Raw genomic sequence first — 22189 nt, 5'->3', positions numbered from 1 at the left:
ATGCGCGCCACCTGGGCGATCCTGGCCGGTCTCGCCCTCGGTGGCGGGCTGGCCTGGTGGCTGGCCCGCGACCAGGCGCCGCAACGCTCGCCCGAAGCGCGCCTGCGCGCGGAACAGGCCGCCGCGGCCAACGCGGAGGATGCCCAGCGGCCCCTGTACCGCTGGCGCGACGACGCCGGCAACCTCCAGATCACCGAGAGCCCACCCAAGGGGCGCCGGTACGAGCGCATCGCCCGCGAGCCGGAACCGGGCATCCGGGTCCGCAACACCCCCTGACGCGCGTCCCAAGGCGGTCCCCGTCCCTTGCTGGCAGAATGTCCGGCTCCCCGCCTCCCTGACATCCCCACGATGCGCCTGTCCCGCTTCCACCTGCACACCACCAAGGAAACCCCGGCCGACGCCGAACTGGCCAGCCACCGGCTGATGCTGCGCGCCGGCATGATCCGCAAGCTCGCCGCCGGCCTGTACACGTGGTCGCCGCTGGGCCTGCGCGTGCTGCGCAAGGTCGAGGCGGTGGTGCGCGAGGAGATGGACCGCGCCGGCGCCATCGAACTGCAGCTGCCGACCATCCAGCCGAAGGAGCTGTGGGAGGAAACCGGGCGCTGGGAGAAGTTCGGCGGCCAGCTGCTGAAGATCCGCGACCGCAAGGAGGCCGAGTACTGCTACAGCCCCACCGCCGAGGAAGCGGTCACCGACTTCGCGCGGCAGGAACTGGGGAGCTACAAGCAGCTGCCGGTGAACTTCTACCAGATCCACACCAAGTTCCGCGACGAGATCCGCCCGCGCTTCGGGGTGATGCGCGCGCGCGAGTTCCTGATGAAGGACGCCTACTCGTTCCACGTCTCCGACGCCGACCTCGCGCGCGAGTACGAGAACATGAAGGCGGCCTACACCCGGGTGTTCACCCGCCTGGGGCTGCGCTTCCGCGCGGTGCAGGCCGATTCGGGCGCCATCGGCGGCGACGCCTCGCAGGAGTTCCACGTGCTGGCCGATTCGGGCGAGGACGCGCTGGCCTTCTCCACCGGTTCGGACTACGCGGCCAATGTCGAGGCCGCGCAGGCCGCCGAGCCGCCGCCGCGCCCGGTTGCGGCCGAGGCGCTGCGCAAGGTCGACACGCCCACGCAGAAGACCTGCGAGGACGTGGCCGCGCTGATGGGCATCGCGCTGCAGCGCACGGTCAAGTCGGTGGCGGTGATGGGCACCGGCGGTTTCGTCCTGGCGCTGGTGCGCGGCGACCACACGGTCAACGAGATCAAGCTGGGCAAGGTCGCCGGCCTGGCCGACTACCGTCCGGCCACCGAGGCGGAGATCGCCCAGCACCTGGGCAGCGAGCCGGGTTTCCTCGGGCCGGTCGGCCCGAAGGCGCCGATCCGCTTGGTCGCCGACCGCGAGGTGGCGGCCATGGCCGATTTCGTCGTCGGCGCGAACGAGCGCGGCTTCCACCTCGCCGGCGTCAACTGGGGCCGCGACCTGCCCGAGCCGGACCTGGTCGCCGACATCCGCAACGTGGTGGAAGGCGACCGCGCCGCGGACGGCGGCGAAATCCGCCTGGCGCGCGGCATCGAGGTCGGCCACGTGTTCCAGCTCGGCCGCAAGTATTCCGAGGCGATGGGCTTCACCGTGCTCGACGAGACCGGCAAGGCCGCCGTACCGGCGATGGGCTGCTATGGCATCGGCGTGTCGCGCATTGTCGCCGCGGCGATCGAGCAGAACCACGACGATGCCGGCATCGTCTGGCCGGTGCCGATGGCGCCGTGGGCGGTGGCGGTGTGCGTGATCAACCCGAAGAAGGACGCGGCGGTGGATGCGGCGGCCGAAGCGCTGCTGGCCGACCTGCAGGCCGCGGGCCTGGATGCGGTGCTCGACGACCGCGGCCTGCGCCCGGGCGCGATGTTCGCCGACATCGAACTGATCGGCATCCCGCACCGGGTGGTGGTTTCCGAGCGCGGACTGGCCGCCGGCACGTTCGAATACCGCGCACGCACCTCGACCGAGGCCGAATCGCTCGACCGCGCGCAACTGCTGGAGAAACTGCGCGGCTGAGGCCTGGACCGCGCAGGTCGCAGCTGCGGCCCGGCCGTCGCAAGGCGGCCGGGCCGCTTGTTTTCACGCCGCTTCGATTGGCGGAGTTAATGCCCGTGGATTATCCTGCGGCGCACGCGTGTCCACGGACGGACATATTCCCCCGCCATGGAAACCGGAGATTTCGATGTCGATCGACCTCAGCACCCTCTCGCCGCGCGAACTCGGCAACCTGATCACCACCGCGAAGAAGCGCCAGGCACAGCTGTCCAAGCGTGCCCCGCTGGCGCAGGTGCGCAGCAAGCTCACCCGTCTGGCCAAGGCCGAGGGCTACACCATCGAGGAACTGTTCGGCACCGCCAGCGCCGCCAGGCCGGGGGCCGGCAGCGGCAAGTCCGCGCCGCGCGCCGGGCGCAGGCTCGGCAAGGTCGCGCCGAAGTACCGCAATCCGGAGAACCCGAAGGAAACCTGGACCGGTCGCGGCAAGCAGCCGCGCTGGCTGGCCGCCTATACCGCCAAGGGTCGCGACCTGGGCGAATTCCTGATCCCGGGCACTGCGAAGCTGACGCCCAAGCCGCAGGCCGCAGGCAAGAAGCGCGTGGTCAAGAAAGCGAGGAAGTAAAGCCGCCCGGATCGGGGCCGCCAACGGAACGCCGGCACAATGCCGGCGTTTTCTTTTGGCAGTTTCCGTGGGACCCGGGGAACCGGACATGCGTCCGTGGGAAAGCGCCCGCGACGCGAGCGCGCCGGCACAGGCGAGGTCTTCGTGATCTTGGCGCCCGTGGCGCCCATGAATGGGCTCTTGCAGAAAAGCAGCGCCGCGGCGTTGTAGGAGCCGATTCATCGGCGACCCGACGCCGTCGGCACAGGCGATGACCTCGCAGTCCTGACGCCCATGTCGCCGACGAATCGGCTCCTACAGGTTCTTGCGGGCGGGGATCAGCAGGTTGCCGAACAGCAGGCCGGCCACCAGCGCCATCACGATGTTCATGACCAGCAGCAGCGCGCTCTGGCCCGCGTCCACGTCCTGCTGCTGGACGAGCGTCAGCAGGCCGCGCAGGCTCGCGCTGCCCGGGACCAGCATGATGATGCCCGGCAGCCGGATCACCGCGCCGGGCCGCTGCACCCAGCGGCCGAAGGCGTTGCCCGCCGCGGTGAGTACCAGCGCCGAGAGGAAGATGCCGGCGGGCGACCCCCAGGCCTGGCCGGCGAAGCGGGCGATGAGGTAGCCGGCGATGGCCGCCCCCATCACCCAGGGGTAGTCGCGGCGACTGGCCTTGAACAGCACCGCGAAGGCGAACGCGGCCAGCACCATCGCCGACCATTCCACCCACTCCGGCTGCGGGCGGGCGGCGCGCACCTGGGGCTCCAGCCCGAGGACGCCGAAGATCTCGATGGCGATGATCGCGCCCACCGTGAGCTTCATCACCGTGGTGAGCGCGCCGGCGAAGCGGACAGTGCCGGAGACCCAGTGCTGGCTGCTGAGTTCGTTCATCGCGTTGGTGATCGCCATGCCGGGGAGCAGCACCACCAGCGAAGCGATCACCACCGTGTTGAGGTTGAGCGGGCCGACCACCACCGCCACGAAGCTGATCACCGAACCGGCGATCAGCGCCGCCAGCGCGTCGGAAGCCTCCTTCATCGCCGGACGCGGACTGGTGTACTGGTCGAGCAGCCCGATCAGCAGGCCCGTCGCCGCCGCGGTGGCGATGTCCAGCCATGGCAACCGCCACAGCCCGGCGACCGCGGCCGCGGCCAGGCCAAAGGCGAGGACCTGCATGATCCGGGCACGCCGGGTCGGCGCCCGGTCCAGCGTGCGCAGGGCGGTGTGGCCCTGGGCGATGCTCATCTGGCCGTTGGCCACCGCCTCGGCGATCCGGTCGGCCTCGCCCAGCTTGTGCAGGTCGTTCTCGCCAGGTGCCAGCCGGATCACCCGGGTGGTGTCGCTGCTGCCAAGCGGCTTGCCGGGGTCGTTGAAGCTCAGGATGAGGCCGGTGGGGTTCGACCAGGCCTCGCACTCCAGGTCGAGCCGCTGCGACAGGGCGGTCACGGCCGCCTCCAGCCGCTGCGCGGTCGTCCCGTACCGGTGCAGGCGCGCGGCCATCTCCGACACGAAGGCGATGCGCTGCGCGTAGCTGGCGGAGGGGCGGGTGGCGGCATCCATCTTCCTAGTATCGCCCGAGACGCGACCGCGACAACGGCACCGCGCGGGCGCCGTGGCGGAGGACGACGGCACCTGCACATCGCTTCCGGGTATGCTCCCGGCTCGGAAGCGCCCATGACCGAAGAGACCGGATCCCCTCCCCGCTGGCAGCAGGCACAGACCGAACCCGGCAGGATCGTCCTGACCGGTCAGTGGACGCTGGCCCATGCGCTGGCCATCTCCGACCAGCTGCGGGCGATCCCGGAAGACATCACCGCGGTCGATGCGTCGAAGATCGGCCGGCTCGACTCGGCGGGGGTGATGCAGCTGATGCGCTTCGCCCAGCGCCGCGGCCTGGACGGCGAGCACCTGCAGTTCAGCGCCGAGCACGCCGCGCTGGTGCAGGTCATCGAGGACGTGTCCGACGACCGGCCGCCGCGACGGCGCGACTACGGCTTCGCCGCCGCGCTGGAACGGCTGGGGCGGGCCACGGAGACGGTCATCCGCTCGGTGGTCGGGCTGGTCGGGTTCACCGGCGAGAACCTCAGCAAGATGCTGCGCATGGCGCGCGAGCCGCGCCGCTTCCGCCTGACCGCCACCGTCTCGCACATGGAGCAGGTCGGCCTGGACGCGGTGCCGCTGGTGGCGCTGCTGTCCTACCTGGTCGGCGCGGTGATCGCCTTCCTCGGCTCGACCATCCTGCGCGACTTCGGCGCGGAGATCTACGTGGTCGAACTGGTCGGGATCGCCTTCCTGCGCGAATTCGCCGTGCTGCTGACCGCGATCGTGCTGGCCGGCCGCACCGCCTCGGCCTTCACCGCGCAGATCGGCGCGATGAAGAGCCGCGAGGAGATCGACGCGATCCGCACGCTCGGCCTGGATCCGGTCGACCTGCTGGTGATCCCGCGCCTGCTGGCCTTGCTGGTGATGCTGCCGCTGCTGACCTTCATCGCGATGATGGCCGGCCTGGCCGGCGGCGTGACCGTGGGCGCGTTCGACCTCGACATCCCGCCGCAGATGTACCTGTCCCGCATGCACGAGACGGTGGAGGTGCGGCATTTCCTGGTCGGCATGTCCAAGGCCCCGGTGTTCGCCCTGGTGATCGGCCTGATCGGCTGCCTCGAGGGCCTGCGCGTGGAAGGCACGGCGCAGTCGGTGGGCGAGCGCACCACCTCCAGCGTGGTGCAGACCATCTCGCTGGTGATCATCCTCGACGCGATGGCCGCGTTGTGGTTCATGCACATGGACCTGTGAGATGGCCGTGAACGACGCCGACATCGCCATCTCCGTGCGCGGGCTGGCCAATCGCTTCGGCGAACAGACCGTGCACGAGGGCCTGGACCTGGACGTGCGCCGGGGCGAGATCCTCGGCGTGGTCGGCGGCTCGGGTACCGGCAAGTCGGTGCTGATGCGCAGCATCCTGGGCCTGCAGCGGCCGGCCGAGGGCCGGATCGAGGTGCTGGGCGTCGACGCGTTGTCCGAAGACCCGGCCGATCGCCTGCAGATCGAGCGCAACACCGGCGTGCTCTTCCAGGACGGCGCCCTGTTCTCCTCGCTGACAGTGGGCGAGAACGTGCAGGTGCCGCTGAAGGAACACCATCCGGAGCTTCCGGAAAGCTGGCGCTACGAGTTGGCCCTGCTCAAGGTGAAGCTGGCCGGCCTGCCCGCGGATGCGATCGACAAGCTGCCCTCGCAGCTGTCCGGCGGCATGCGCAAGCGCGCCGGACTGGCGCGTGCGCTGGCGTTGGACCCGCCGCTGCTGTTCCTCGACGAGCCCACCGCCGGCCTGGATCCGATCGGCGCGGCCGCCTTCGACCACCTGCTGGCCACGCTGCAGCAGGCGCTGGGCCTGACGGTGTTCCTCATCACGCACGATCTCGACACCCTGTACGCTATCTGCGACCGCGTGGCCGTGCTCGCCGACCGCAAGGTGGTGGTCAACGCGCCGCTGGCGGAAGTCGAGCGCTTCGACCACCCCTGGGTGCAGGAGTATTTCCACGGCCCACGCGCGCGTGCTGCGCGCCAGGCTGGAAGCGGCCGCGAGGCGGCCACCGCGACGGAGGCGGACTGAACATGGAAACCCGCGCCAACTACGTGCTGATCGGCGCCTTCACCCTGGTGGTGTCGATCGCGCTGCTGCTGTTCGGCCTGTGGGCCGCCAAGTATTCGTCCGAGCGCAGCTGGCAGCGCTACATGATCGTGTTCGACGAGGCCGTCACCGGCCTGTCGGTCGGCAGCCCGGTCCAGTACAACGGCATCTCGGTCGGCTCGATCGAGAAGCTTTCGCTCGACCCGCAGGATCCGCGCCGGGTGGTGGCGATCATCCGCGCCGACGCCAGCACCCCGATCAAGACCGACACCCGCGCCAAGCTGGCCATCACCAGCCTGACCGGCCCGGCCATCATCCAGCTCTCCGGCGGCACCCCGGGCGCGCCGATGCTCACCGCGGTCGACCAGCGCGAGCCACCGGTGATCCAGACCTCGCCGTCGGCGCTGCAGAACATCACCGACACGGCTAACCGGATCGTGGAGCGCCTGGACCAGGTGCTCAGCGACGAGAACGTGGCCCGGGTCGGCACCACCCTGGAAAACATCGAGAAGATCAGCGGCTCGCTGGCCGCGCAGGACCAGGGCATGGAAGCGCTGCTGGTCAGCGCGCGCGACGCCGCGCGCAGCCTGGACGCGACCCTGCAGACCACCAATGCGACGGTGCAGCGGGTGGACCAGAACCTGGTGCGCGAGCTTCCCGGCCTCATCGAGAAGCTGGACTCCACCCTGGCGCGGCTGGATTCGGCGGCCGGCAACGCCGATGGCATCCTCAGCGAGAATCGCGCGGCCATCAACAGCTTCGCCAACGATGGCCTGGCCCAGCTCGGCCCGACCCTGACCGAACTGCGCGGCCTGATCCGCGACCTGCGCCAGATCAGCGACCGCCTCGAGAACAACCCGTCGCGCTACCTGCTCGGTCGCGACGCGCCCAAGGAGTACGAACCGCAATGAAGCCCCCTGTCTCCGTCCCGCTGCGTGCCCTGGCGTTGCTGCCGCTGCTGGCGATGCTCGCCGGCTGTTCGATCCTGGGAGGCAAACCGCGCGATCCGATCACCATCTACTCGCCGCAGGCCCGGGCCGCGGCCGATCCCGCCTGGCCGCAGGTGGAATGGCAGCTGGCCATCGCCAAGCCCACCGCCACCCGCCTGCTCGACAGTCCGCGCATCGCGGTGCGACCGATCCCGGGCGAGCTGCAGGTCTATCGCGGCGCGTCCTGGGCACAACCTCCGACCGAGATGCTCGAGGCCAGCGTGCTGCGCGTGCTGGAGGATTCCGGAAGGATCGCGGGGGTCGGCCGCCTGGCCACCGGCATGCGCTCGGACTACCGGCTGGCGATGGACGTGCGCCGGTTCGAATCCGATTACCAGGGTGGCGCCTTGCCGGTCGCCACCATCGAGGTCAGCGCGACCCTGCTGAACAACCGCGACCAGCGCATCGTCGCGCGCCACACCTTCCTGCGCGAGGAAGCGGCGGCCACCACCGACGTGGCCACGGTCACCGACGCATTCGGTCGTGCGCTGGCGTCGATCTCCAGCGAGATCGCCGGCTGGACGCTGGCCCAGGGCCAGGGCGACGCTCGCAGCCACCCGCCGTTGTAGGAGCCGATCTTTATCGGCGACACGACGCCGTCGGCACAGGCGACGCCTTCGTGATCCCGACGCCCGCGTCGCCGATAAAGATCGGCTCCTACAAGGGCTGCACGTGCCGGTAGGTCAGGTTGATCCGCTCGCCGGCCGGCCGCGCCGTGCGCGGCAGGGCGTGCTTCCAGTGACGCTGGGTACTCCCGGCCATCAGCAACAGGCTGCCGGGCTCCAGGTCCAGCGAGAGCCGCCGGGCTGGATCATGGCGGTGACGCAGCAGGAAGCGCCGGGTCGCGCCCAGGCTGATCGAGGCGATCAGCGGCTCCGGGCCCAGCTCGGGCTCGTCGTCCGCGTGCCAGCCCATCGCGTCGGCGCCGCTGCGGTAGCGGTTGGCCAGCACGCTGTTGAACGGATGTTCCAGCTCCGATGCCAGGCGTTCGCGCAGCGCGGCCAGCGCCGGCAGCCACGGTCGTGGCTCGAAGCGGCTGCCTGAGTACCGGTACGCGGCATCGGCGTCGCCGATCCAGCAGCTCAGCCGCGGCGAGGCCACCTCGCGGCCGAACATCCGGATCCGGTGCACCTCCCAGGGCACTTCGCGCAGCAGGCGGTCCATCAGCGCGGAAGCCGCGCCCGGATCCAGCCAGCCCCGGGCAAGCCGCACCTGCGCATCGGGAAGCTCGAAATCGATCCATTCCATGCGCCATTGTGTAGGAACCCATCCTCGTGGGAGACCCCAGCCGGCTGACGATAGCTGACACGTTCACCTCACGTAGACGCCGGGACCGATGCGACCGGCGGCGGGATCGGGTCGCCCATGAGGATGGGCTCCTACGGAAGGGGCGCCGCGCAGCGCATTTGCCCCATCCGCGCCGAACCCCGAAAATGGCTGGCAAGCCACAGCAGCCAGCCGGAGCCGGGAATGACGGAGCACCCCACCAGCACGATCGCCGCCGACGCCGTCGAGCGCGACGTGATGGAGTACGACGTCGTCACCGTCGGCGCCGGCCCGGCCGGCCTGGCCTTCGCCATCCGCCTCAAGCAGCTCGCCCCGGACATCTCGGTCTGCGTGATCGAGAAGGCCAGCACCGTCGGCGCGCACATCCTGTCCGGCGCGGTGATCGAGCCTGGCCCGCTGGACGCGCTGCTGCCCGGCTGGCGCGACAATCCGCCGCCGGTCTGCGTGCCGGCCGGGGAAGACGAGTTCTGGTTCCTGACGAAGGAAGGCGGGCGCAAGTCGCCGGTCGTGCCGCCGGGCATGCGCAACCACGGCAACTTCATCGTCAGCCTCGGCGCGATGTGCGCCTGGCTGGCGCCGCAGGCCGAGGCCCTGGGCGTGGAGATCTACGCCGGCTTCGCCGCCGCCGAGACGCTGCACGCCGACGATGGCACCGTGCTGGGCGTGCGCATCGGCGACATGGGCGTGGCCCGCGATGGCTCGCACAAGCCCGGCTACACCGCCGGCATCGACATCAGGGCCAAGGTGACGGTGCTGGCCGAGGGCGCGCGCGGCCACCTGACCAAGCGCCTGGTCAAGCGCTTCGGCCTGGACGCGGACAGCGACCCGCAGAGCTATTCGATCGGCATCAAGGAACTGTGGCAGGTGCCGGAAGGCCGGGTGGTGCCCGGCAAGATCGTGCATACGCTGGGCTGGCCGGCCGACAACCGCACCTACGGCGGCAGCTTCCTCTACCACCTGGACAACAACCAGGTCGCACTGGGCTATGTCAGCGGCCTGGACTACGCCGACCCGCACTACAAGCCGTGGGAAGCGTTCCAGCAGTGGAAGAACCACCCGCTCATCAAGCCGCTGCTCGAGGGCGGCAGCATCCTGTCGGCGGGCGCGCGCGCGATCGTCACCGGTGGCTGGCAGGCGCTGCCGAGGGTGGAGATGCCCGGCGCCCTGCTGGTCGGCGACACCGCCGGCCTGCTCAACGTGCCCAAGATCAAGGGCACCCACCAGGCGATCCGCAGCGGCATGCTCGCGGCCGAGCACCTGGCCGGCAACGGCCTGCAGGCGGCCGGATTCGACGCGAAGCTGAGGGCGTCCGACGCGATGGCCGAACTGAAGCAGGTGCGCAACATCAAGCCCGGCTTCAAGAAGGGCCTGTGGCTCGGCCTGGCCAACGCCGCCTGGGAGACGGCGGTCGGCGGCGCCTCGCCGTGGACCCTGAAGGGCGCGCCGGACTGGTCCTCGCTGGACAAGGTCGGCGAACACGAGCAGCCCAGGCACGATTACGTCGACCGCACCCTGGCCCCGCGGGACCGCCTGCAGGGCGTGTACTACGCCGCCACCGAGCACGACGAGGACCAGCCGGTGCACCTCAAGGTCGCCGACACCTCGATCTGCGTGGATCGCTGCACGGCCGAGTACGCCAACCCCTGCACCCGCTTCTGCCCCGCCGGCGTCTATGAAATGGTCGAGGACGCGGCCGGGCGCCGCCTGCAGATCAACGCCGCCAACTGCGTGCACTGCAAGACCTGCGACATCAAGGACCCGTACGAGATCATCACCTGGGTGACGCCGGAGGGTGGTTCGGGACCGAACTACCAGAATCTGTGAGCGTCCAAGCACGAAGGGTCAGCGGACCCGCCGGGCCTTCTTTTCGCACTCGGGTGACGGAGGGTAGCGTCAGGCAGCGAACGGAACCCCGGTCTTCTCCTTGAGCTCGTCCGGCGCCACGCCCGGGGCCGCCTCGACCAGCTTCAACCCGTTCTCAGTCACGTCAAACACCGCCAGTTCGGTGATGATGCGGTCAACCACCCCGACGCCGGTCAGCGGCAGGGTGCATTCGGGCAGGATCTTGTGCTCGCCGTTCTTGGCGGTGTGCTCCATCAGCACGACCACGCGCTTGACCCCGGCGACCAGGTCCATCGCCCCGCCCATGCCCTTGACCATCTTGCCGGGCACCATCCAGTTGGCCAGGTCGCCCTTGTCGGTGACCTGCATCGCGCCCAGGATCGCCAGGTCGATGTGGCCGCCGCGGATCATCGCGAACGAATCGTGGCTGCCGAAATAGCTGGCCCCGGGGCGGGCGGTCACGGTCTGCTTGCCGGCATTGATCAGGTCGGCGTCCACTTCCTCCTCGGTCGGGAACGGGCCGATGCCCAGCAGGCCGTTCTCCGACTGCAGCCACACGTCCACCCCATCGGGTATGTGGTTGGCGACCAGGGTCGGCAGGCCGATGCCCAGGTTCACGTAGGCGCCGTCGGTCAGTTCGCGGGCGGCGCGCTGCGCCATCTCGTCGCGGGTCCAGGCCATCACTTGTTCTCCTGCTGGCGGACGGTGCGCTGTTCGATGCGCTTCTCGGGCGTCGGGTTGTGCACGATGCGGTCGACGTAGATCCCGGGCAGGTGCACCTGGTCCGGATCGATCGCGCCGACCTCGACCACTTCCTCGACCTCGGCCACGCAAACCTTGCCGGCCATCGCGCAGGCCGGGTTGAAGTTGCGCGCGGTCTTGCGGAACACCAGGTTGCCGGCCCTGTCGGCCTTCCACGCCTTGACCAGCGAGACGTCGGCGACCAGCGCGGTCTCCATCACGTAGTGCTTGCCGCCGAACTCGCGTGTTTCCTTGCCCTCCGCCACCACCGTGCCATAGCCGGTCGCGGTGAAGAACGCCGGGATGCCCGCGCCGCCTGCCCGCAGGCGCTCGGCCAGGGTGCCCTGCGGGTTGAACTCCAGCTCCAGCTCGCCAGCCAGGAACTGGCGCTCGAACTCCCTGTTCTCGCCCACGTAGGACGAAATCATCTTGCGGATCTGGCGGGTGGCCAGCAGCTGGCCGAGGCCGAATCCGTCGACACCGGCGTTGTTGGAGATCGCCGTCAATCCCTTCACGCCGGAGTCACGCAGGGCGGCGATCAGCGCCTCGGGGATGCCGCACAGGCCGAAACCGCCCACTGCCAGCGTCTGGCCGTCGGCGACCAGGTCGGCCAGCGCGGATTTCGCGTCCGGATAGAGTTTGGAAGCGGCCATGCCTGCCCTCGTCTGGAAACCCAAGACCCGGATTCTAGCCGGGCATGCTGCGGCGCGACACGTACCTTCGGGCAATGGGGCCCGGGTCGGCCACTGCGGCACGGCCCCGGGAAGGCGACGCCGGACCGGCTAGAATCGTAGATCCGCTCCGCCAGGTAGCCCGATGCCCCTGCCCGCCTTCAAAGCCTATGACATCCGCGGCCGCGTGCCGGACGAACTGGACGCCGACCTCGCACGCCGGATCGGCGTGGCGCTCGCCGCACGGCTCGGCGACGGCCCTGTGGTGTTGGGTCATGACGTCCGCCTCAGCAGTCCGGATTTGAAGGCGGCGTTATCGGCCGGATTGCGCAGCCAGGGGCGCGAAGTACTCGACATCGGCCTGTGCGGGACCGAAGAGGTCTATTTCCAGGTCGACCACCTCGGCGCCGCCGGCGGCGTGATGGTGACCGCCAGCCACAACCCGATGGACTACAACGGGATGAAGCTGGTCAAGGAGCAGGCCCGTCCGATCTCCTCCGATACAGGCCTGTTCGCTATTTCTGATGCGGTCCAGGCCGATCGCTCGCCCGCCGCACCACCGGTCGCCGGCGAACGGATGCACGCGGACAAGTCCGCATACATCGACCATCTGCTCTCCTATGTTGACCTGCCCGCGCTCAAGCCGCTGAAGCTGGTGGTCAACGCCGGCAACGGCGGCGCCGGCCTGATCGTGGACCTGCTAGCGCAGCACTTGCCGTTCGAGTTCGTCCGCGTCTTCCACGAGCCGGACGGCAGCTTCCCCAACGGCATCCCCAACCCGCTGCTGCCCGGCAACCGCCAGGCCACCGCCGACGCCGTCCGCGCGCATGGAGCGGACTTCGGCATCGCCTGGGACGGAGATTTCGACCGCTGCTTCTTCTTCGACGAAGCCGGCCGCTTCATCGAGGGCTACTACCTGGTCGGCCTGCTCGCCCAGGCGATCCTGGCGAAGAAGCCGGGTGGCAAGGTGGTCCACGATCCGCGCCTGGTCTGGAACACGGTCGAGCAAGTCGAGGAAGCTGGCGGCATTCCTGTGCTGTGCAAGAGCGGCCATGCGTTCATCAAGGAGAAGATGCGCGCCGAAGACGCCGTCTACGGCGGCGAGATGAGTGCACACCATTATTTCCGCGAGTTCGCTTACGCCGATTCGGGCATGATTCCGTGGTTGCTGATCGCCAGCCTGGTCTCCGGCACCGGCCGGAGCCTGGGCCAGCTGGTGGGCTCGCGCATGGAAAAGTTTCCCTGCAGCGGCGAGATCAACTTCCGCGTGGCCGATGCGAAGGCCGCGGTGGCCCGGGTGTTGGCCCATTACGCGCACCTTTCGCCATCGCTGGACGAGACAGACGGCATCAGCGCCGATTTCGGCCAATGGCGCTTCAACCTGCGCAGCTCCAATACCGAACCACTGCTGCGCCTGAACGTGGAGACCCGCGGCGACGCCGACCTGCTAAAGAGGCACACCGAAGAACTGTCCGGCCTGATCGCAGGCTGATCCCACTCCCTACGGCGGTAACGAGATGAACGAGCTCCTTCCCGTGATCCTGTCAGGCGGTTCCGGTACGCGCCTGTGGCCGCTTTCACGCGAGTCGTACCCCAAGCAGTTCCTGCCCCTGACCGGCGAGCTGACGATGCTGCAGGCCACTTGGCGCCGGGTCGCGCCGATCGCCGGCCGCGCCCCGCTGGTGGTCGCCAACGAGGAGCACCGATTCGTCGCGGCCGAGCAACTGCAGCAGGTCGGCGCGGAACCGCAGGCAATCCTGCTCGAACCCATCGGCCGCAACACGGCTCCTGCGATCGCGGTCGCCGCACTCGAGGCCACCCGTGGTGGCGACGATGCGATCCTCCTGGTCCTGCCCTCGGACCACGTGATCGACGACGAAGCGGCCTTCCAGCGGTCGGTGCAGCTGGCGCTCCCGGCCGCCGCCGCCGGCAGGCTGGTCACGTTCGGTATCGTGCCGACCGGCCCGGTGACGGGGTATGGCTACATCAAGGCCGCATCCGGGACCGAGGTACGTGCCGTCGAGCGTTTCGTGGAAAAGCCCGACCTGGCCACGGCGCAGGCCTACGTGGCGTCCGGCGAATATTTCTGGAACAGCGGCATGTTCCTGTTCAAGGCGTCGCGCTACCTGGAAGAGCTGCAGAAGTTCAATCCCGCCATACTTGACGCCTCCCGTAGCGCGTGGAATCAGGCCCGGCGCGACATGGATTTCGTCCGCTTGGACAAGGAAGCGTTCGCCGCGGTTCCCTCCGATTCGATCGATTATGCGGTGATGGAGAAGACCGCGGACGCGGCGCTCGTTCCGATGGATGCCGGCTGGAACGACGTCGGCTCTTGGACGGCGCTGCGCGAGGTCTCCACACAGGATGCCGATGGCAATGCCCACCACGGCGATGTCATCGCCGTCGACTGCCGCAACACCTATGCCTATGGCGAGCGCCTCATCGCCCTGGTCGGCCTGGACGACGTCATCGTCGTCGAGACGCCCGATGCGGTACTGGTGGGCAACGGCCAGCGCATGCAGGAGGTCAAGGAGGTCGTGGCCCGGATCAAGCGCGAGATGCGTTCCGAGGCCACCTGGCACCGCAAGGTGTACCGCCCGTGGGGTGCCTACGACTCGATCGACAACGGGGAGCGCTTCCAGGTCAAACGGATTACGGTCAAGCCCGGCGCGAGCCTGAGCCTGCAGATGCACCACCATCGCGCCGAACACTGGATCGTGGTTTCCGGTACCGCCGAAGTTACGCGTGGCGACGAGGTCATCCTGCTCACCGAAAACCAGAGCACCTACATCCCGCTAGGCGTCACCCACCGCCTGAAGAACCCGGGCAAGCTGCCGCTGGAGCTGATCGAAGTGCAGTCCGGCAGCTACCTGGGCGAGGACGACATCGTCCGCTTCGAGGACACGTACGGACGCGCGTAGCGGCCGCACAGGCAGCGCGGCGAAACGCCTGCCCTGGCGTACGCTGGTTGTGGTGACCGACAGTAGGCCCTCGAGACCGCCGGGGCCTTGCAGCTTCCTACGGCGCGCCTGGAACTTGGCGGCCTAAGCGGGGTCGGGTCGCCGATGAATCGGCCCCTACGTGGAACGCGCCAGCGCTGCGATCACTTCGTGCAGGCCTTGGCGCCAGTCCGGCAGGTCGATGCCGAAGTCGTGCTGGAAGCGTGAGGTGTCGAGCCTGGAATAGGCGGGCCTGCGCGCGGGCGTGGGATAGTCGGCCGTGGCGATGGGTTCCACCTTCGGCGCGCGCGCAAGCAGGCCCGCGGCAACCGCCTCGTCGAAGATCGCTTCGGCAAAGCCATGCCAGCTGGTTCCACCTGAAGCGACCAGGTGCCAGGTGCCGCCGCCGCGTCCCGTGTCGGCCAGCGCTTGCGACACGACCGCCGCGGTGCTGTCGGCGATCAGGGCCGCCGGCGTTGGCGATCCAACCTGGTCGGCAACCACGCGCAGCAAGTCGCGTTCGGCACCGAGGCGCAGCATTGTCCTCAGGAAGTTGTGGCCATGCGCGCCGTAGACCCAGGCGGTACGGAATATGAAGTGCCGCGCCCCGCTCCCGCGCACGGCCTCCTCGCCGGCCAGCTTGCTCGCCCCGTAGACCCCCAGTGGCGCGGTCGGGTCGTCTTCGCGATAAGGTCGCATGCCCTGGCCGTCGAACACGTAGTCGGTCGAGTAGTGGATGAACGGAACGCCCGCAACAGCACACGCACGCGCCAGCGCGCCGGGGGCCTCGCCATTGACCGCGAACGCCGACTCCCGGTCGCCCTCGGCCTTGTCCACCGCGGTGTAGGCGGCGGCATTGACCACGGCCGACGGTGCCACATCGGCGACCAGCGCGGCGAGAGCCTGCGGATCCGACAGGTCCGCGACCTGGCAGGCCTCACCTGAATCGAGGACGCCATCGCGGGTCGCGCCAACCACCTCGCCCAAGGGTGCCAGGCTGCGACGCAACTCGCGCCCGACCTGGCCATTGGCGCCGACAACCAGCAGCCGGGTCATGCGGAGTAGAGCGGCAGCCGCTCTTTCGGGATGTCGGCCAACAACGGGGCGGCCTTGTCCTTGTCCGACAACAACGGATCGGAGACCGGCCAGTCTATGCCGATGCCACCATCGTTCCAGCGCACGCCGGCGTCGGCTTCCTTCACGTACACATCGGTGCACAAGTAGCTGAAAACCGCGCGCTCGGACAATACCGCGAAGCCGTGCGCGAAGCCTTCCGGGATCCAGAACTGGCGACGGTTCTCCGCACTGAGGATCACCGCCTCCCAACGACCGAACGCCGGCGAACCGCGGCGGATGTCGACCGCCACATCGTACACCTCGCCTTCCAGCACGCTGACCAGCTTGCCCTGTGGGCGCGGCCACTGGTAATGCAGGCCGCGCAGCACGCCCTTGACCGACGTGGACACGTTGCTCTGCACGAACTTCGCCGGCAAGCCGTGCTGGGCGAAACGCTCCGCGTTCCAGGTCTCGAAGAAGTCCCCCCGTTCGTCGCCGAATACCGCCGGTTCGATTACCAGACAGCCCGGCAGGCCGGTCTCGACCAGCTTCACCGGGCCACCGTGCCACGCCGGGCCAGTTCGAGCAGGTAGTGTCCGTAGCCGTTCTTGGCCAGAGGCGCGGCGAGCTTCTCCAGCGCAGCCACGTCGATCCAGCCATTGCCGAACGCGATTTCCTCGGGACAGCACACGCGTAGGCCCTGTCGTGCCTCGATCGTCTCAATGAACGTCGAAGCCTCCAGCAACGACTGGTGCGTGCCGGTATCGAGCCAGGCATAGCCCCGGCCCAGTTGCTCCAGGTAGAGCTTGCCGTCCTCGAGGTAGCGCTTGTTGAGGTCGGTGATCTCCAGCTCCCCGCGCGGCGACGGCTTCAGTTCGGTGGCATAGTCGCTGGCCTTGCCGTCATAGAAATACAGGCCGGTCACCGCATAGTTGGAGCGAGGATGGACCGGTTTCTCCTCGATACCGACCACCCGGCCCTGCGCATCGAAATCCGCCACCCCGTAACGCTCCGGGTCGCGCACCCAGTAGCCGAACACGGTCGCTCCGTCCTTCCGCGCATCAGCGCGCTTGAGCAGGGCGGTCAGGCCATGGCCATGGAAGATGTTGTCGCCAAGCACCAGGCAGCTTGGCTGGCCAGCGACGAAGTCGCGGCCGATCAGGTACGCCTGGGCCAATCCGTCGGGACTGGGCTGCACCGCGTACTCGATGCGCATCCCCCACTGCGAACCGTCGCCGAGCAGCGCCTGGAACAGCGCCTGCTCGTGCGGGGTGTTGATGATCAGCACCTCGCGGATCCTCGCCAGCATCAGCACGCTGAGGGGGTAGTAGATCATCGGCTTGTCGTAGACCGGCAGCAGCTGCTTGCTGATCGCGCGGGTGATCGGATACAGCCGCGTGCCGGAACCGCCGGCCAGGATGATGCCTTTGCGTGCGCTCATGCCGTCACTCCGATGCGCTCCAGACGATAGCTGCCGTCCAGTACCCGCTGCACCCAGTCCTGGTTTTCCAGGTACCAGTCCACGGTGGTGGCGATGCCTTGTTCGAACGTGTACTTCGGCTCCCAGCCAAGCTCGTCCTTCAGCTTGGAGGCGTCGATCGCGTAGCGGCGATCATGGCCCGGGCGATCGGCGACATAGGTGATCTGGCTGCTGCGCGGCTGGCCGTCCTGCCGCGGGCGGCGCTGGTCGAGCAGGGCGCAGATCGCATACACCACCTCGATGTTCTGCTTCTCCGAATTGCCGCCGACGTTGTAGGTCTCGCCCACCCGCCCCTTTGCCAGCACGGTGCGGATGGCCTCGCAATGGTCGGCCACGAACAGCCAGTCGCGCACCTGCTTGCCATCGCCATAGACCGGCAGCGGCTCGCCGGCCAGGGCCTTGGCGATCACCAGCGGAATGAGCTTTTCCGGGAAGTGGTAGGGGCCGTAGTTGTTCGAGCAGTTGGTGGTGAGCACCGGCAGCCCATAGGTATGGTGGAAGGCGCGGACCAAGTGGTCGGACGCGGCCTTCGATGCCGAATAGGGGGAGTTGGGCGCGTACGGGGTCGTTTCGGTGAATTTTCCGGTCTCGCCCAGGGTGCCGTAGACCTCGTCGGTGGACACATGCAGGAAACGGAAACCGTCCCTGGCATCGCCCTCCAGGCCCTTCCAGTAGTCGCGCACGGCCTCCAGCAGGCCGAGGGTACCAACGACGTTTGTCTGGACGAACGCGGCCGGACCGTCGATGGAGCGGTCCACGTGGCTCTCGGCGGCGAAGTTCACGACCGCCTCAGGGCGATGCTCGGCCAGCAGCCGGGCCACCAGCTCCCGGTCGCCGATGTCGCCGTGGACAAACACGTGACCCGGATGGCCTTCGAGCGAGGACAGCGTGTCCAGGTTGCCGGCATAGGTCAGTGCGTCGAGGTTGACGACCCGCACCCCCCTGGCAACCGCCTCGAGTACGAAATTGCCGCCAATGAAGCCGGCTCCGCCGGTGACCAACCAAGTTGCCAAGCAAGACTCCTAATCCGCGGGCGGAGCTGAAAATCCATGGGCAGATAGCATAGCGTCTTCGGGTGGAACCGATCGGGTCGGAGGGCGCGGAACCTTGAGCCCGGTCGCGGAAGACGGAGACCATACCCGATCGCATGGACCCCCTCCACCCGGTACAATCGGCGGTCCGCCCCGGGCCTGCCGCCGCGGCCGGGCCGCCCCGTTATCCGAAGGAATCCCCGCACGATGAAGATCCTGGTCGCCTACAAGCGCGTGGTGGACTACAACGTCCGCATCCAGGTCAAGCCGGACGGCTCCGGCGTGGTCACCGAGGGCGTCAAGCTCTCGCCCAACCCGTTCGACGAGATCGCCCTGGAAGAAGCCCTGCGCCTGCGCGACAAGGGCATCGCCACCGAGGTCGTGGTCGCCACGATCGCCCCGGCCGACGCCCAGGCCCACCTGCGCAACGGCCTGGCCATGGGCGCCAACCGCGCCATCCACGTGGTCACCGACCAGCCGGTCCAGCCGCTGGCGGCCGCCCGCACCCTGCTCAAGCTGGTCGAGAAGGAACAGCCGGACCTGGTGATCCTGGGCAAGCAGGCCATCGACGACGACGCCAACCAGACCGGCCAGATGCTGGCCACCCTCTGGGGCCGGCCGCAGGCCACCTTCGCCTCGAAGGTCGAGGTCGCCAGCGGCAAGGCCACCGTCACCCGCGAGGTCGACGCCGGCCTGGAAACGCTGGAAGTCGACCTCCCCGCCGTGGTCACCACCGACCTGCGCCTGAACGAACCGCGCTTCATCAAGCTGCCGGACATCATGAAGGCCAAGAGCAAGCCGCTGGAGACCCTGCAGCTGGCCGAGCTGGGCGTCGAGGCGGGCGCGGAACTGAAGACCACCACCTATGCCCCGCCCGCGAAGCGCAGCAAGGGCGTGATGGTGAAGGACGCGGCCGAGCTGGTCGCCGCACTGAAGCAGAAGGGGTTGCTGTGATGGCAAACAAGGTACTGGTCATCGCCGAACACCTGGACGGCAAGCTCAACGCCTCGACCGCGCGCACGGTCAGCGCCGCGCAGGCGCTGTCGCCGGACGCCATCGACATCGTCGTGCTGGCAGCCGACCCGTCGGCCGTGGCCGCGCAGGCCGCGCAGATCGGCGGGGTGGCGCGCGTGCTGGCGGTGGCCAACCCGGCCAACGCGCACGCCCTGGCCCAGGTCCTCGGCCCGCAGGTCGCGCAGCTGGCAGCCGGATACAGCCACGTCTTCGGCCCCTCCACCACCTTCGGCAAGGACCTGATGCCGGTCGTGGCCGCGCTGCTGGGCGTCAACCAGGTCTCCGACCTGATGGCGGTCGAGGGCAGCCACACATTCAAGCGGCCGATCTATGCAGGTAACGCAGTCACCACGGTCGAGGCGCCGGCCGGGAAGACCGTGGTCGCCACCGTACGCACCGCGTCCTGGCCCGAAGCAGCCGGCGGCGGCAATGCCGCGGTCGAAGCGACCAGCGCCGAGGCCCCCCTTCCCTCGCACACGCGCTGGATCGGCCTGGCGGCCGGCAGGTCGGACCGTCCGGACCTGCAGAGCGCGCGCCGGGTGGTCTCCGGCGGCCGCGGCGTGGGCTCGGAGGAGAACTTCCGCATCGTCTACAGCCTGGCGGACAAGCTCGGCGCGGCGGTGGGTGCCTCGCGCGCCGCGGTTGACGCCGGCTACTGCCCCAACGAGATGCAGGTCGGCCAGACCGGCAAGATCATCGCCCCGGAACTGTACGTGGCGATCGGCATCTCCGGCGCGATCCAGCACCTGACCGGCATCAAGGACGCCGGCACGATCGTGGCGATCAACAAGGACCCGGAGGCGGCGATCTTCGAGGTGGCCGACATCGGGCTGGTGGGGGACCTGTTCCAGCTTCTGCCGGAACTGGAAAAGGCGCTCGGCTGACCGCCGCCCCGCACTCGCCGGAACGCACTGCACGCATGTATAACCAGGCCCCACCCGACGACCATTGCATCCCGATTTCCGTGGTCTCCCCCGTCTACGGATGCCGCGGCTGCCTCGAGGAGCTGGTCGACAGCGTCGCCGCCCACGTCGGTGGGCTTGGGGAGGCGTTCGAGCTGATCCTCGTCGACGACGCCAGTCCGGACCAGGCCTGGCCGCGCATCCAGGAGCTGGCCGCGACGCGTCCATGGCTGCGGGGCCTGCGCCTTGCACGCAACTTCGGCCAGCACTCGGCCATTTCCGCGGGCATCGAGCATGCGCGCGGGGAGTGGGTCGTCGTGATGGACTGCGACCTCCAGGATCCGCCCGCGGCCATCCCCGACCTCTACCGCAAGGCTTGCGACGAGGGCTACGATGTGGTGTTCGCTCAGCGGCGTAACCGCAAGGACAGCTGGTCCAAGCGCCTGTCCTCGTGGGGCTTCTTCCGGCTGCTGAGCTGGCTGACCGGCAACGCCCAGGACTCGAGCACCGCCAATTTCGGAGTCTTCCACCGGCGCGTGGTCGATGCCGTGTGCAGGATGCCCGAGCGCGACCGTTCTTTCCCGCTGATGGTCAAGTGGGCCGGCTTCCGCCATGGCTACCTGCAGGTGGAACACTCCGAACGCGCCGAAGGACGCAGCTCGTACACGCTGCGCAAGCTGCTGCGGTTGGCGACCGGCATCACCCTGAGCTATTCCGAGAAGCCGCTCAAGCTGGTGGCCATGCTGGGCATCGGCTGCTCGATGCTGGCCTTCGTCATGGTCGCGCTGGCGGTCGCGCGCTGGTTCGAGGGCGACATCGCCGTGGCCGGTTACACCTCCATGATCGCCTCGGTCTGGCTGGTGGGCGGCATGCTGCTTTTCAGCCTTGGCGTGGTCGGGCTGTACGTGGGACAGGTGTTCCGCAACGTACAGGGGCGGCCGTACTACATCGTCGCCGAGGACACCTCGTCGTGAGTGCAGGCACGATCTCCCTCGAGCTGCCGGGCGGCAGCGCCGACGTGCGGCTGACCCCATGGGACGAGCGCGCGCTCGGCATGCGCACGGCGGAAATCGTGCGCCTGCAGGTCGACACGACCGAGACCGCCGTCGAGCTGCTGGAGCAGGCCGAACAGTGGTGCGCCGGGCAGGACGTTCGCTACCTGTTCGGTCGCTTCGACGCGGCCTGCGGGCCCGCCAAGGCAGGCGTGCTCGCCACCGGCTACGCCATCGTCGAGTGTTCCCTGACGCTGGCGCGCAACGGGTTCGACGGACTGCCGGCCGTCCCCGAGCGCATGCGCCCGCAGTTGCGCGATGTCGCCGCTGACGACATCGAGGAACTCAAGCGCATTGCACGCGAGGACTTCCACCATGGCCGTTTCCTCGAGGATCCCGCAATCGGTCGCGACCTCGCCGCGGCCCGCACGGCGAACTGGGTCGGCGACCTCGTGCAGCAGGGCCTGATGCGCACCGCCGAGTCCGGCGGCCGGGTCGTCGGATTCCATGCCGAGCGCGTCGCCGCGGACGGGCGCCATGCCGACCTGATCCTCACCGGCGCCACCGCGCGCTATGCCGTCCTCGCGCTGCCGCTGTGGACCGTGGCGCTGGAGTCTCTGCGCGATCGCGGCGTTGCCTCGTGTTCCACCCTCGTCTCGGCGGCCAACACCGGCATCGTCAACCTGTACGCGAAGCTTGGCTTCCGTTACGAATCGACCCTTTTCGGCTTCAGGAAATTCATATGAACGACAGTGCCTCCAATGACCGCGTCATCGAAGTGTTCGCCAGGGTCCTGGCCATTGCACCGGAGCGCGTGACCGACGACCTCAGGTACGCATCCATCCCCGAATGGGATTCGATCGCGCACATGTCCGTCGTGGCAGGGCTGGAAGACGCCTTCGGGGTGATGATCGACATGGACGACGTCATCGACATGAACTCGGTCGGCAAGGCGCGGGAGATCCTCGCCAAGCACGGCGCATCGGCCTGA

Annotated in this window: 23 protein-coding genes; 15 read left to right on the top strand and 8 right to left on the bottom strand. The window is 68.8% G+C overall.

The features are described from left to right. From ABKA19_RS05115 to ABKA19_RS05105, 3 genes are all read left to right on the top strand, one after another. Positions 1-276 carry a DUF4124 domain-containing protein gene (locus tag ABKA19_RS05115; RefSeq protein WP_162376243.1) on the top strand — a complete coding sequence of 92 codons (276 nt, stop codon included), beginning with the start codon at positions 1-3 and terminating at the stop codon, positions 274-276. Between the two features lie 72 nt (positions 277-348). After that, a complete protein-coding gene (locus ABKA19_RS05110; RefSeq protein ID WP_353687943.1) occupies positions 349-2043 on the top strand; it encodes a proline--tRNA ligase in 1695 nt (564 codons plus the stop codon). Between the two features lie 166 nt (positions 2044-2209). Then, positions 2210-2644 carry an H-NS histone family protein gene (locus ABKA19_RS05105; RefSeq protein WP_353687942.1) on the top strand — a complete coding sequence of 145 codons (435 nt, stop codon included), beginning with the start codon at positions 2210-2212 and terminating at the stop codon, positions 2642-2644. Positions 2645-2938: 294 nt separating this feature from the next. Here the strand turns inward: ABKA19_RS05105 and ABKA19_RS05100 are convergent, their stop codons facing one another. Further along, the gene (locus ABKA19_RS05100; protein WP_353687941.1) at positions 2939-4186 is read right to left on the bottom strand and encodes a threonine/serine exporter family protein; all 1248 of its coding nucleotides are present in this window, start codon (positions 4184-4186) and stop codon (positions 2939-2941) included. A gap of 114 nt (positions 4187-4300) precedes the next feature. On the opposite strand from ABKA19_RS05100, the gene ABKA19_RS05095 reads away from it, so the two are divergent. From ABKA19_RS05095 to ABKA19_RS05080, 4 genes are read left to right on the top strand one after another with little or no spacing between them, the layout of a single operon-like run. Next, entirely contained in the window at positions 4301-5419 is a 1119-nt protein-coding gene (locus ABKA19_RS05095; protein WP_353687940.1) for an ABC transporter permease, read from the top strand. Position 5420: 1 nt separating this feature from the next. Beyond that, positions 5421-6236, top strand: a complete 816-nt coding sequence (locus ABKA19_RS05090) for an ABC transporter ATP-binding protein (RefSeq protein ID WP_353687939.1) — start codon at positions 5421-5423, stop codon at positions 6234-6236. A 2-nt stretch (positions 6237-6238) separates the two neighbouring features. Further along, positions 6239-7165 carry an MlaD family protein gene (locus tag ABKA19_RS05085; RefSeq protein ID WP_162376249.1) on the top strand — a complete coding sequence of 309 codons (927 nt, stop codon included), beginning with the start codon at positions 6239-6241 and terminating at the stop codon, positions 7163-7165. Beyond that, positions 7162-7812, top strand: a complete 651-nt coding sequence (locus tag ABKA19_RS05080; RefSeq protein WP_353687938.1) for an ABC-type transport auxiliary lipoprotein family protein — start codon at positions 7162-7164, stop codon at positions 7810-7812. Before ABKA19_RS05085 ends, ABKA19_RS05080 begins: the two co-directional genes overlap by 4 nt. An 88-nt stretch (positions 7813-7900) precedes the next feature. On the opposite strand, the gene ABKA19_RS05075 is transcribed toward ABKA19_RS05080, so the two are convergent. Continuing rightward, positions 7901-8491 (bottom strand): alpha-ketoglutarate-dependent dioxygenase AlkB family protein, encoded by a 591-nt coding sequence (locus ABKA19_RS05075; RefSeq protein ID WP_353687937.1) that lies wholly within the window; start codon positions 8489-8491, stop codon positions 7901-7903. Positions 8492-8713: 222 nt separating this feature from the next. Here ABKA19_RS05075 and ABKA19_RS05070 point away from each other — a divergent pair, with 222 nt between their 5' ends. Beyond that, a complete protein-coding gene (locus tag ABKA19_RS05070; RefSeq protein WP_353687936.1) occupies positions 8714-10354 on the top strand; it encodes an electron transfer flavoprotein-ubiquinone oxidoreductase in 1641 nt (546 codons plus the stop codon). 69 nt (positions 10355-10423) lie between these two features. Here ABKA19_RS05070 and ABKA19_RS05065 read toward each other — a convergent pair whose 3' ends face one another. Together ABKA19_RS05065 and ABKA19_RS05060 are read right to left on the bottom strand one after the other, a co-directional pair. Next, positions 10424-11053 carry a CoA transferase subunit B gene (locus tag ABKA19_RS05065; protein ID WP_353687935.1) on the bottom strand — a complete coding sequence of 210 codons (630 nt, stop codon included), beginning with the start codon at positions 11051-11053 and terminating at the stop codon, positions 10424-10426. Further along, positions 11053-11766 (bottom strand): CoA transferase subunit A, encoded by a 714-nt coding sequence (locus tag ABKA19_RS05060; protein WP_353687934.1) that lies wholly within the window; start codon positions 11764-11766, stop codon positions 11053-11055. The genes ABKA19_RS05065 and ABKA19_RS05060 overlap by 1 nt, the downstream gene beginning before the upstream one ends. Before the next feature lie 163 nt (positions 11767-11929). Between ABKA19_RS05060 and ABKA19_RS05055 the strand changes: the two genes are divergently transcribed. Both ABKA19_RS05055 and ABKA19_RS05050 read left to right on the top strand, forming a co-directional pair. Next, on the top strand, positions 11930-13276 hold the full coding sequence (locus ABKA19_RS05055; RefSeq protein ID WP_353687933.1) for a phosphohexomutase domain-containing protein: 1347 nt from the start codon (positions 11930-11932) through the stop codon (positions 13274-13276). 25 nt (positions 13277-13301) lie between these two features. Beyond that, positions 13302-14705, top strand: coding sequence for a mannose-1-phosphate guanylyltransferase/mannose-6-phosphate isomerase (locus ABKA19_RS05050; RefSeq protein WP_353687932.1), 1404 nt, complete (start codon positions 13302-13304; stop codon positions 14703-14705). Between the two features lie 156 nt (positions 14706-14861). On the opposite strand, the gene rfbD is transcribed toward ABKA19_RS05050, so the two are convergent. Genes rfbD through rfbB form a run of 4 tightly spaced genes read right to left on the bottom strand, consistent with a single transcriptional unit; the run spans position 14862 to position 18272 of the window. After that, the gene (gene rfbD / locus ABKA19_RS05045; protein WP_353687931.1) at positions 14862-15779 is read right to left on the bottom strand and encodes a dTDP-4-dehydrorhamnose reductase; all 918 of its coding nucleotides are present in this window, start codon (positions 15777-15779) and stop codon (positions 14862-14864) included. Further along, a complete protein-coding gene (gene rfbC / locus ABKA19_RS05040; protein ID WP_353687930.1) occupies positions 15776-16333 on the bottom strand; it encodes a dTDP-4-dehydrorhamnose 3,5-epimerase in 558 nt (185 codons plus the stop codon). Before rfbC ends, rfbD begins: the two co-directional genes overlap by 4 nt. Then, on the bottom strand, positions 16330-17220 hold the full coding sequence (gene rfbA, locus ABKA19_RS05035; RefSeq protein WP_353687929.1) for a glucose-1-phosphate thymidylyltransferase RfbA: 891 nt from the start codon (positions 17218-17220) through the stop codon (positions 16330-16332). Before rfbA ends, rfbC begins: the two co-directional genes overlap by 4 nt. Next, positions 17217-18272: a dTDP-glucose 4,6-dehydratase gene (gene rfbB / locus ABKA19_RS05030; RefSeq protein WP_353687928.1), complete on the bottom strand. Its 1056-nt coding sequence runs from the start codon at positions 18270-18272 to the stop codon at positions 17217-17219. The genes rfbA and rfbB overlap by 4 nt, the downstream gene beginning before the upstream one ends. Positions 18273-18497: 225 nt before the next feature. Between rfbB and ABKA19_RS05025 the strand changes: the two genes are divergently transcribed. From ABKA19_RS05025 to ABKA19_RS05005, 5 genes are read left to right on the top strand one after another with little or no spacing between them, the layout of a single operon-like run. Then, complete coding sequence (locus tag ABKA19_RS05025) at positions 18498-19244, top strand: electron transfer flavoprotein subunit beta/FixA family protein (protein WP_353687927.1); 747 nt, start codon at positions 18498-18500, stop codon at positions 19242-19244. Further along, positions 19244-20188, top strand: coding sequence for an electron transfer flavoprotein subunit alpha/FixB family protein (locus ABKA19_RS05020; RefSeq protein WP_353687926.1), 945 nt, complete (start codon positions 19244-19246; stop codon positions 20186-20188). The genes ABKA19_RS05025 and ABKA19_RS05020 overlap by 1 nt, the downstream gene beginning before the upstream one ends. A 35-nt stretch (positions 20189-20223) precedes the next feature. Beyond that, positions 20224-21180: a glycosyltransferase family 2 protein gene (locus tag ABKA19_RS05015; protein WP_353687925.1), complete on the top strand. Its 957-nt coding sequence runs from the start codon at positions 20224-20226 to the stop codon at positions 21178-21180. Continuing rightward, positions 21177-21944 (top strand): GNAT family N-acetyltransferase, encoded by a 768-nt coding sequence (locus ABKA19_RS05010; RefSeq protein ID WP_353687924.1) that lies wholly within the window; start codon positions 21177-21179, stop codon positions 21942-21944. Before ABKA19_RS05015 ends, ABKA19_RS05010 begins: the two co-directional genes overlap by 4 nt. Next, complete coding sequence (locus ABKA19_RS05005; RefSeq protein WP_353687923.1) at positions 21941-22189, top strand: acyl carrier protein; 249 nt, start codon at positions 21941-21943, stop codon at positions 22187-22189. The genes ABKA19_RS05010 and ABKA19_RS05005 overlap by 4 nt, the downstream gene beginning before the upstream one ends.

The organism is Pseudoxanthomonas sp. Soil82 (genome assembly GCF_040446535.1).
Classification (GTDB): Bacteria; Pseudomonadota; Gammaproteobacteria; order Xanthomonadales; family Xanthomonadaceae; genus Pseudoxanthomonas; species Pseudoxanthomonas kaohsiungensis.
The sequence above is the reverse complement of the archived record's forward strand: the minus strand, read 5'-3'. Positions and strand labels throughout refer to the sequence as shown.

Coding starts and splice junctions, on each gene's coding strand:
- ABKA19_RS05115 (WP_162376243.1), top strand. CDS start 1: ATGCGCGCCACCTGGGCGATCCTGGCCGGTCTCGCCCTCGGTGGCGGG.
- ABKA19_RS05110 (WP_353687943.1), top strand. CDS start 349: ATGCGCCTGTCCCGCTTCCACCTGCACACCACCAAGGAAACCCCGGCC.
- ABKA19_RS05105 (WP_353687942.1), top strand. CDS start 2,210: ATGTCGATCGACCTCAGCACCCTCTCGCCGCGCGAACTCGGCAACCTG.
- ABKA19_RS05100 (WP_353687941.1), bottom strand. CDS start 4,186: ATGGATGCCGCCACCCGCCCCTCCGCCAGCTACGCGCAGCGCATCGCC.
- ABKA19_RS05095 (WP_353687940.1), top strand. CDS start 4,301: ATGACCGAAGAGACCGGATCCCCTCCCCGCTGGCAGCAGGCACAGACC.
- ABKA19_RS05090 (WP_353687939.1), top strand. CDS start 5,421: ATGGCCGTGAACGACGCCGACATCGCCATCTCCGTGCGCGGGCTGGCC.
- ABKA19_RS05085 (WP_162376249.1), top strand. CDS start 6,239: ATGGAAACCCGCGCCAACTACGTGCTGATCGGCGCCTTCACCCTGGTG.
- ABKA19_RS05080 (WP_353687938.1), top strand. CDS start 7,162: ATGAAGCCCCCTGTCTCCGTCCCGCTGCGTGCCCTGGCGTTGCTGCCG.
- ABKA19_RS05075 (WP_353687937.1), bottom strand. CDS start 8,491: ATGGAATGGATCGATTTCGAGCTTCCCGATGCGCAGGTGCGGCTTGCC.
- ABKA19_RS05070 (WP_353687936.1), top strand. CDS start 8,714: ATGACGGAGCACCCCACCAGCACGATCGCCGCCGACGCCGTCGAGCGC.
- ABKA19_RS05065 (WP_353687935.1), bottom strand. CDS start 11,053: ATGGCCTGGACCCGCGACGAGATGGCGCAGCGCGCCGCCCGCGAACTG.
- ABKA19_RS05060 (WP_353687934.1), bottom strand. CDS start 11,766: ATGGCCGCTTCCAAACTCTATCCGGACGCGAAATCCGCGCTGGCCGAC.
- ABKA19_RS05055 (WP_353687933.1), top strand. CDS start 11,930: ATGCCCCTGCCCGCCTTCAAAGCCTATGACATCCGCGGCCGCGTGCCG.
- ABKA19_RS05050 (WP_353687932.1), top strand. CDS start 13,302: ATGAACGAGCTCCTTCCCGTGATCCTGTCAGGCGGTTCCGGTACGCGC.
- rfbD (WP_353687931.1), bottom strand. CDS start 15,779: ATGACCCGGCTGCTGGTTGTCGGCGCCAATGGCCAGGTCGGGCGCGAG.
- rfbA (WP_353687929.1), bottom strand. CDS start 17,220: ATGAGCGCACGCAAAGGCATCATCCTGGCCGGCGGTTCCGGCACGCGG.
- ABKA19_RS05025 (WP_353687927.1), top strand. CDS start 18,498: ATGAAGATCCTGGTCGCCTACAAGCGCGTGGTGGACTACAACGTCCGC.
- ABKA19_RS05020 (WP_353687926.1), top strand. CDS start 19,244: ATGGCAAACAAGGTACTGGTCATCGCCGAACACCTGGACGGCAAGCTC.
- ABKA19_RS05015 (WP_353687925.1), top strand. CDS start 20,224: ATGTATAACCAGGCCCCACCCGACGACCATTGCATCCCGATTTCCGTG.
- ABKA19_RS05005 (WP_353687923.1), top strand. CDS start 21,941: ATGAACGACAGTGCCTCCAATGACCGCGTCATCGAAGTGTTCGCCAGG.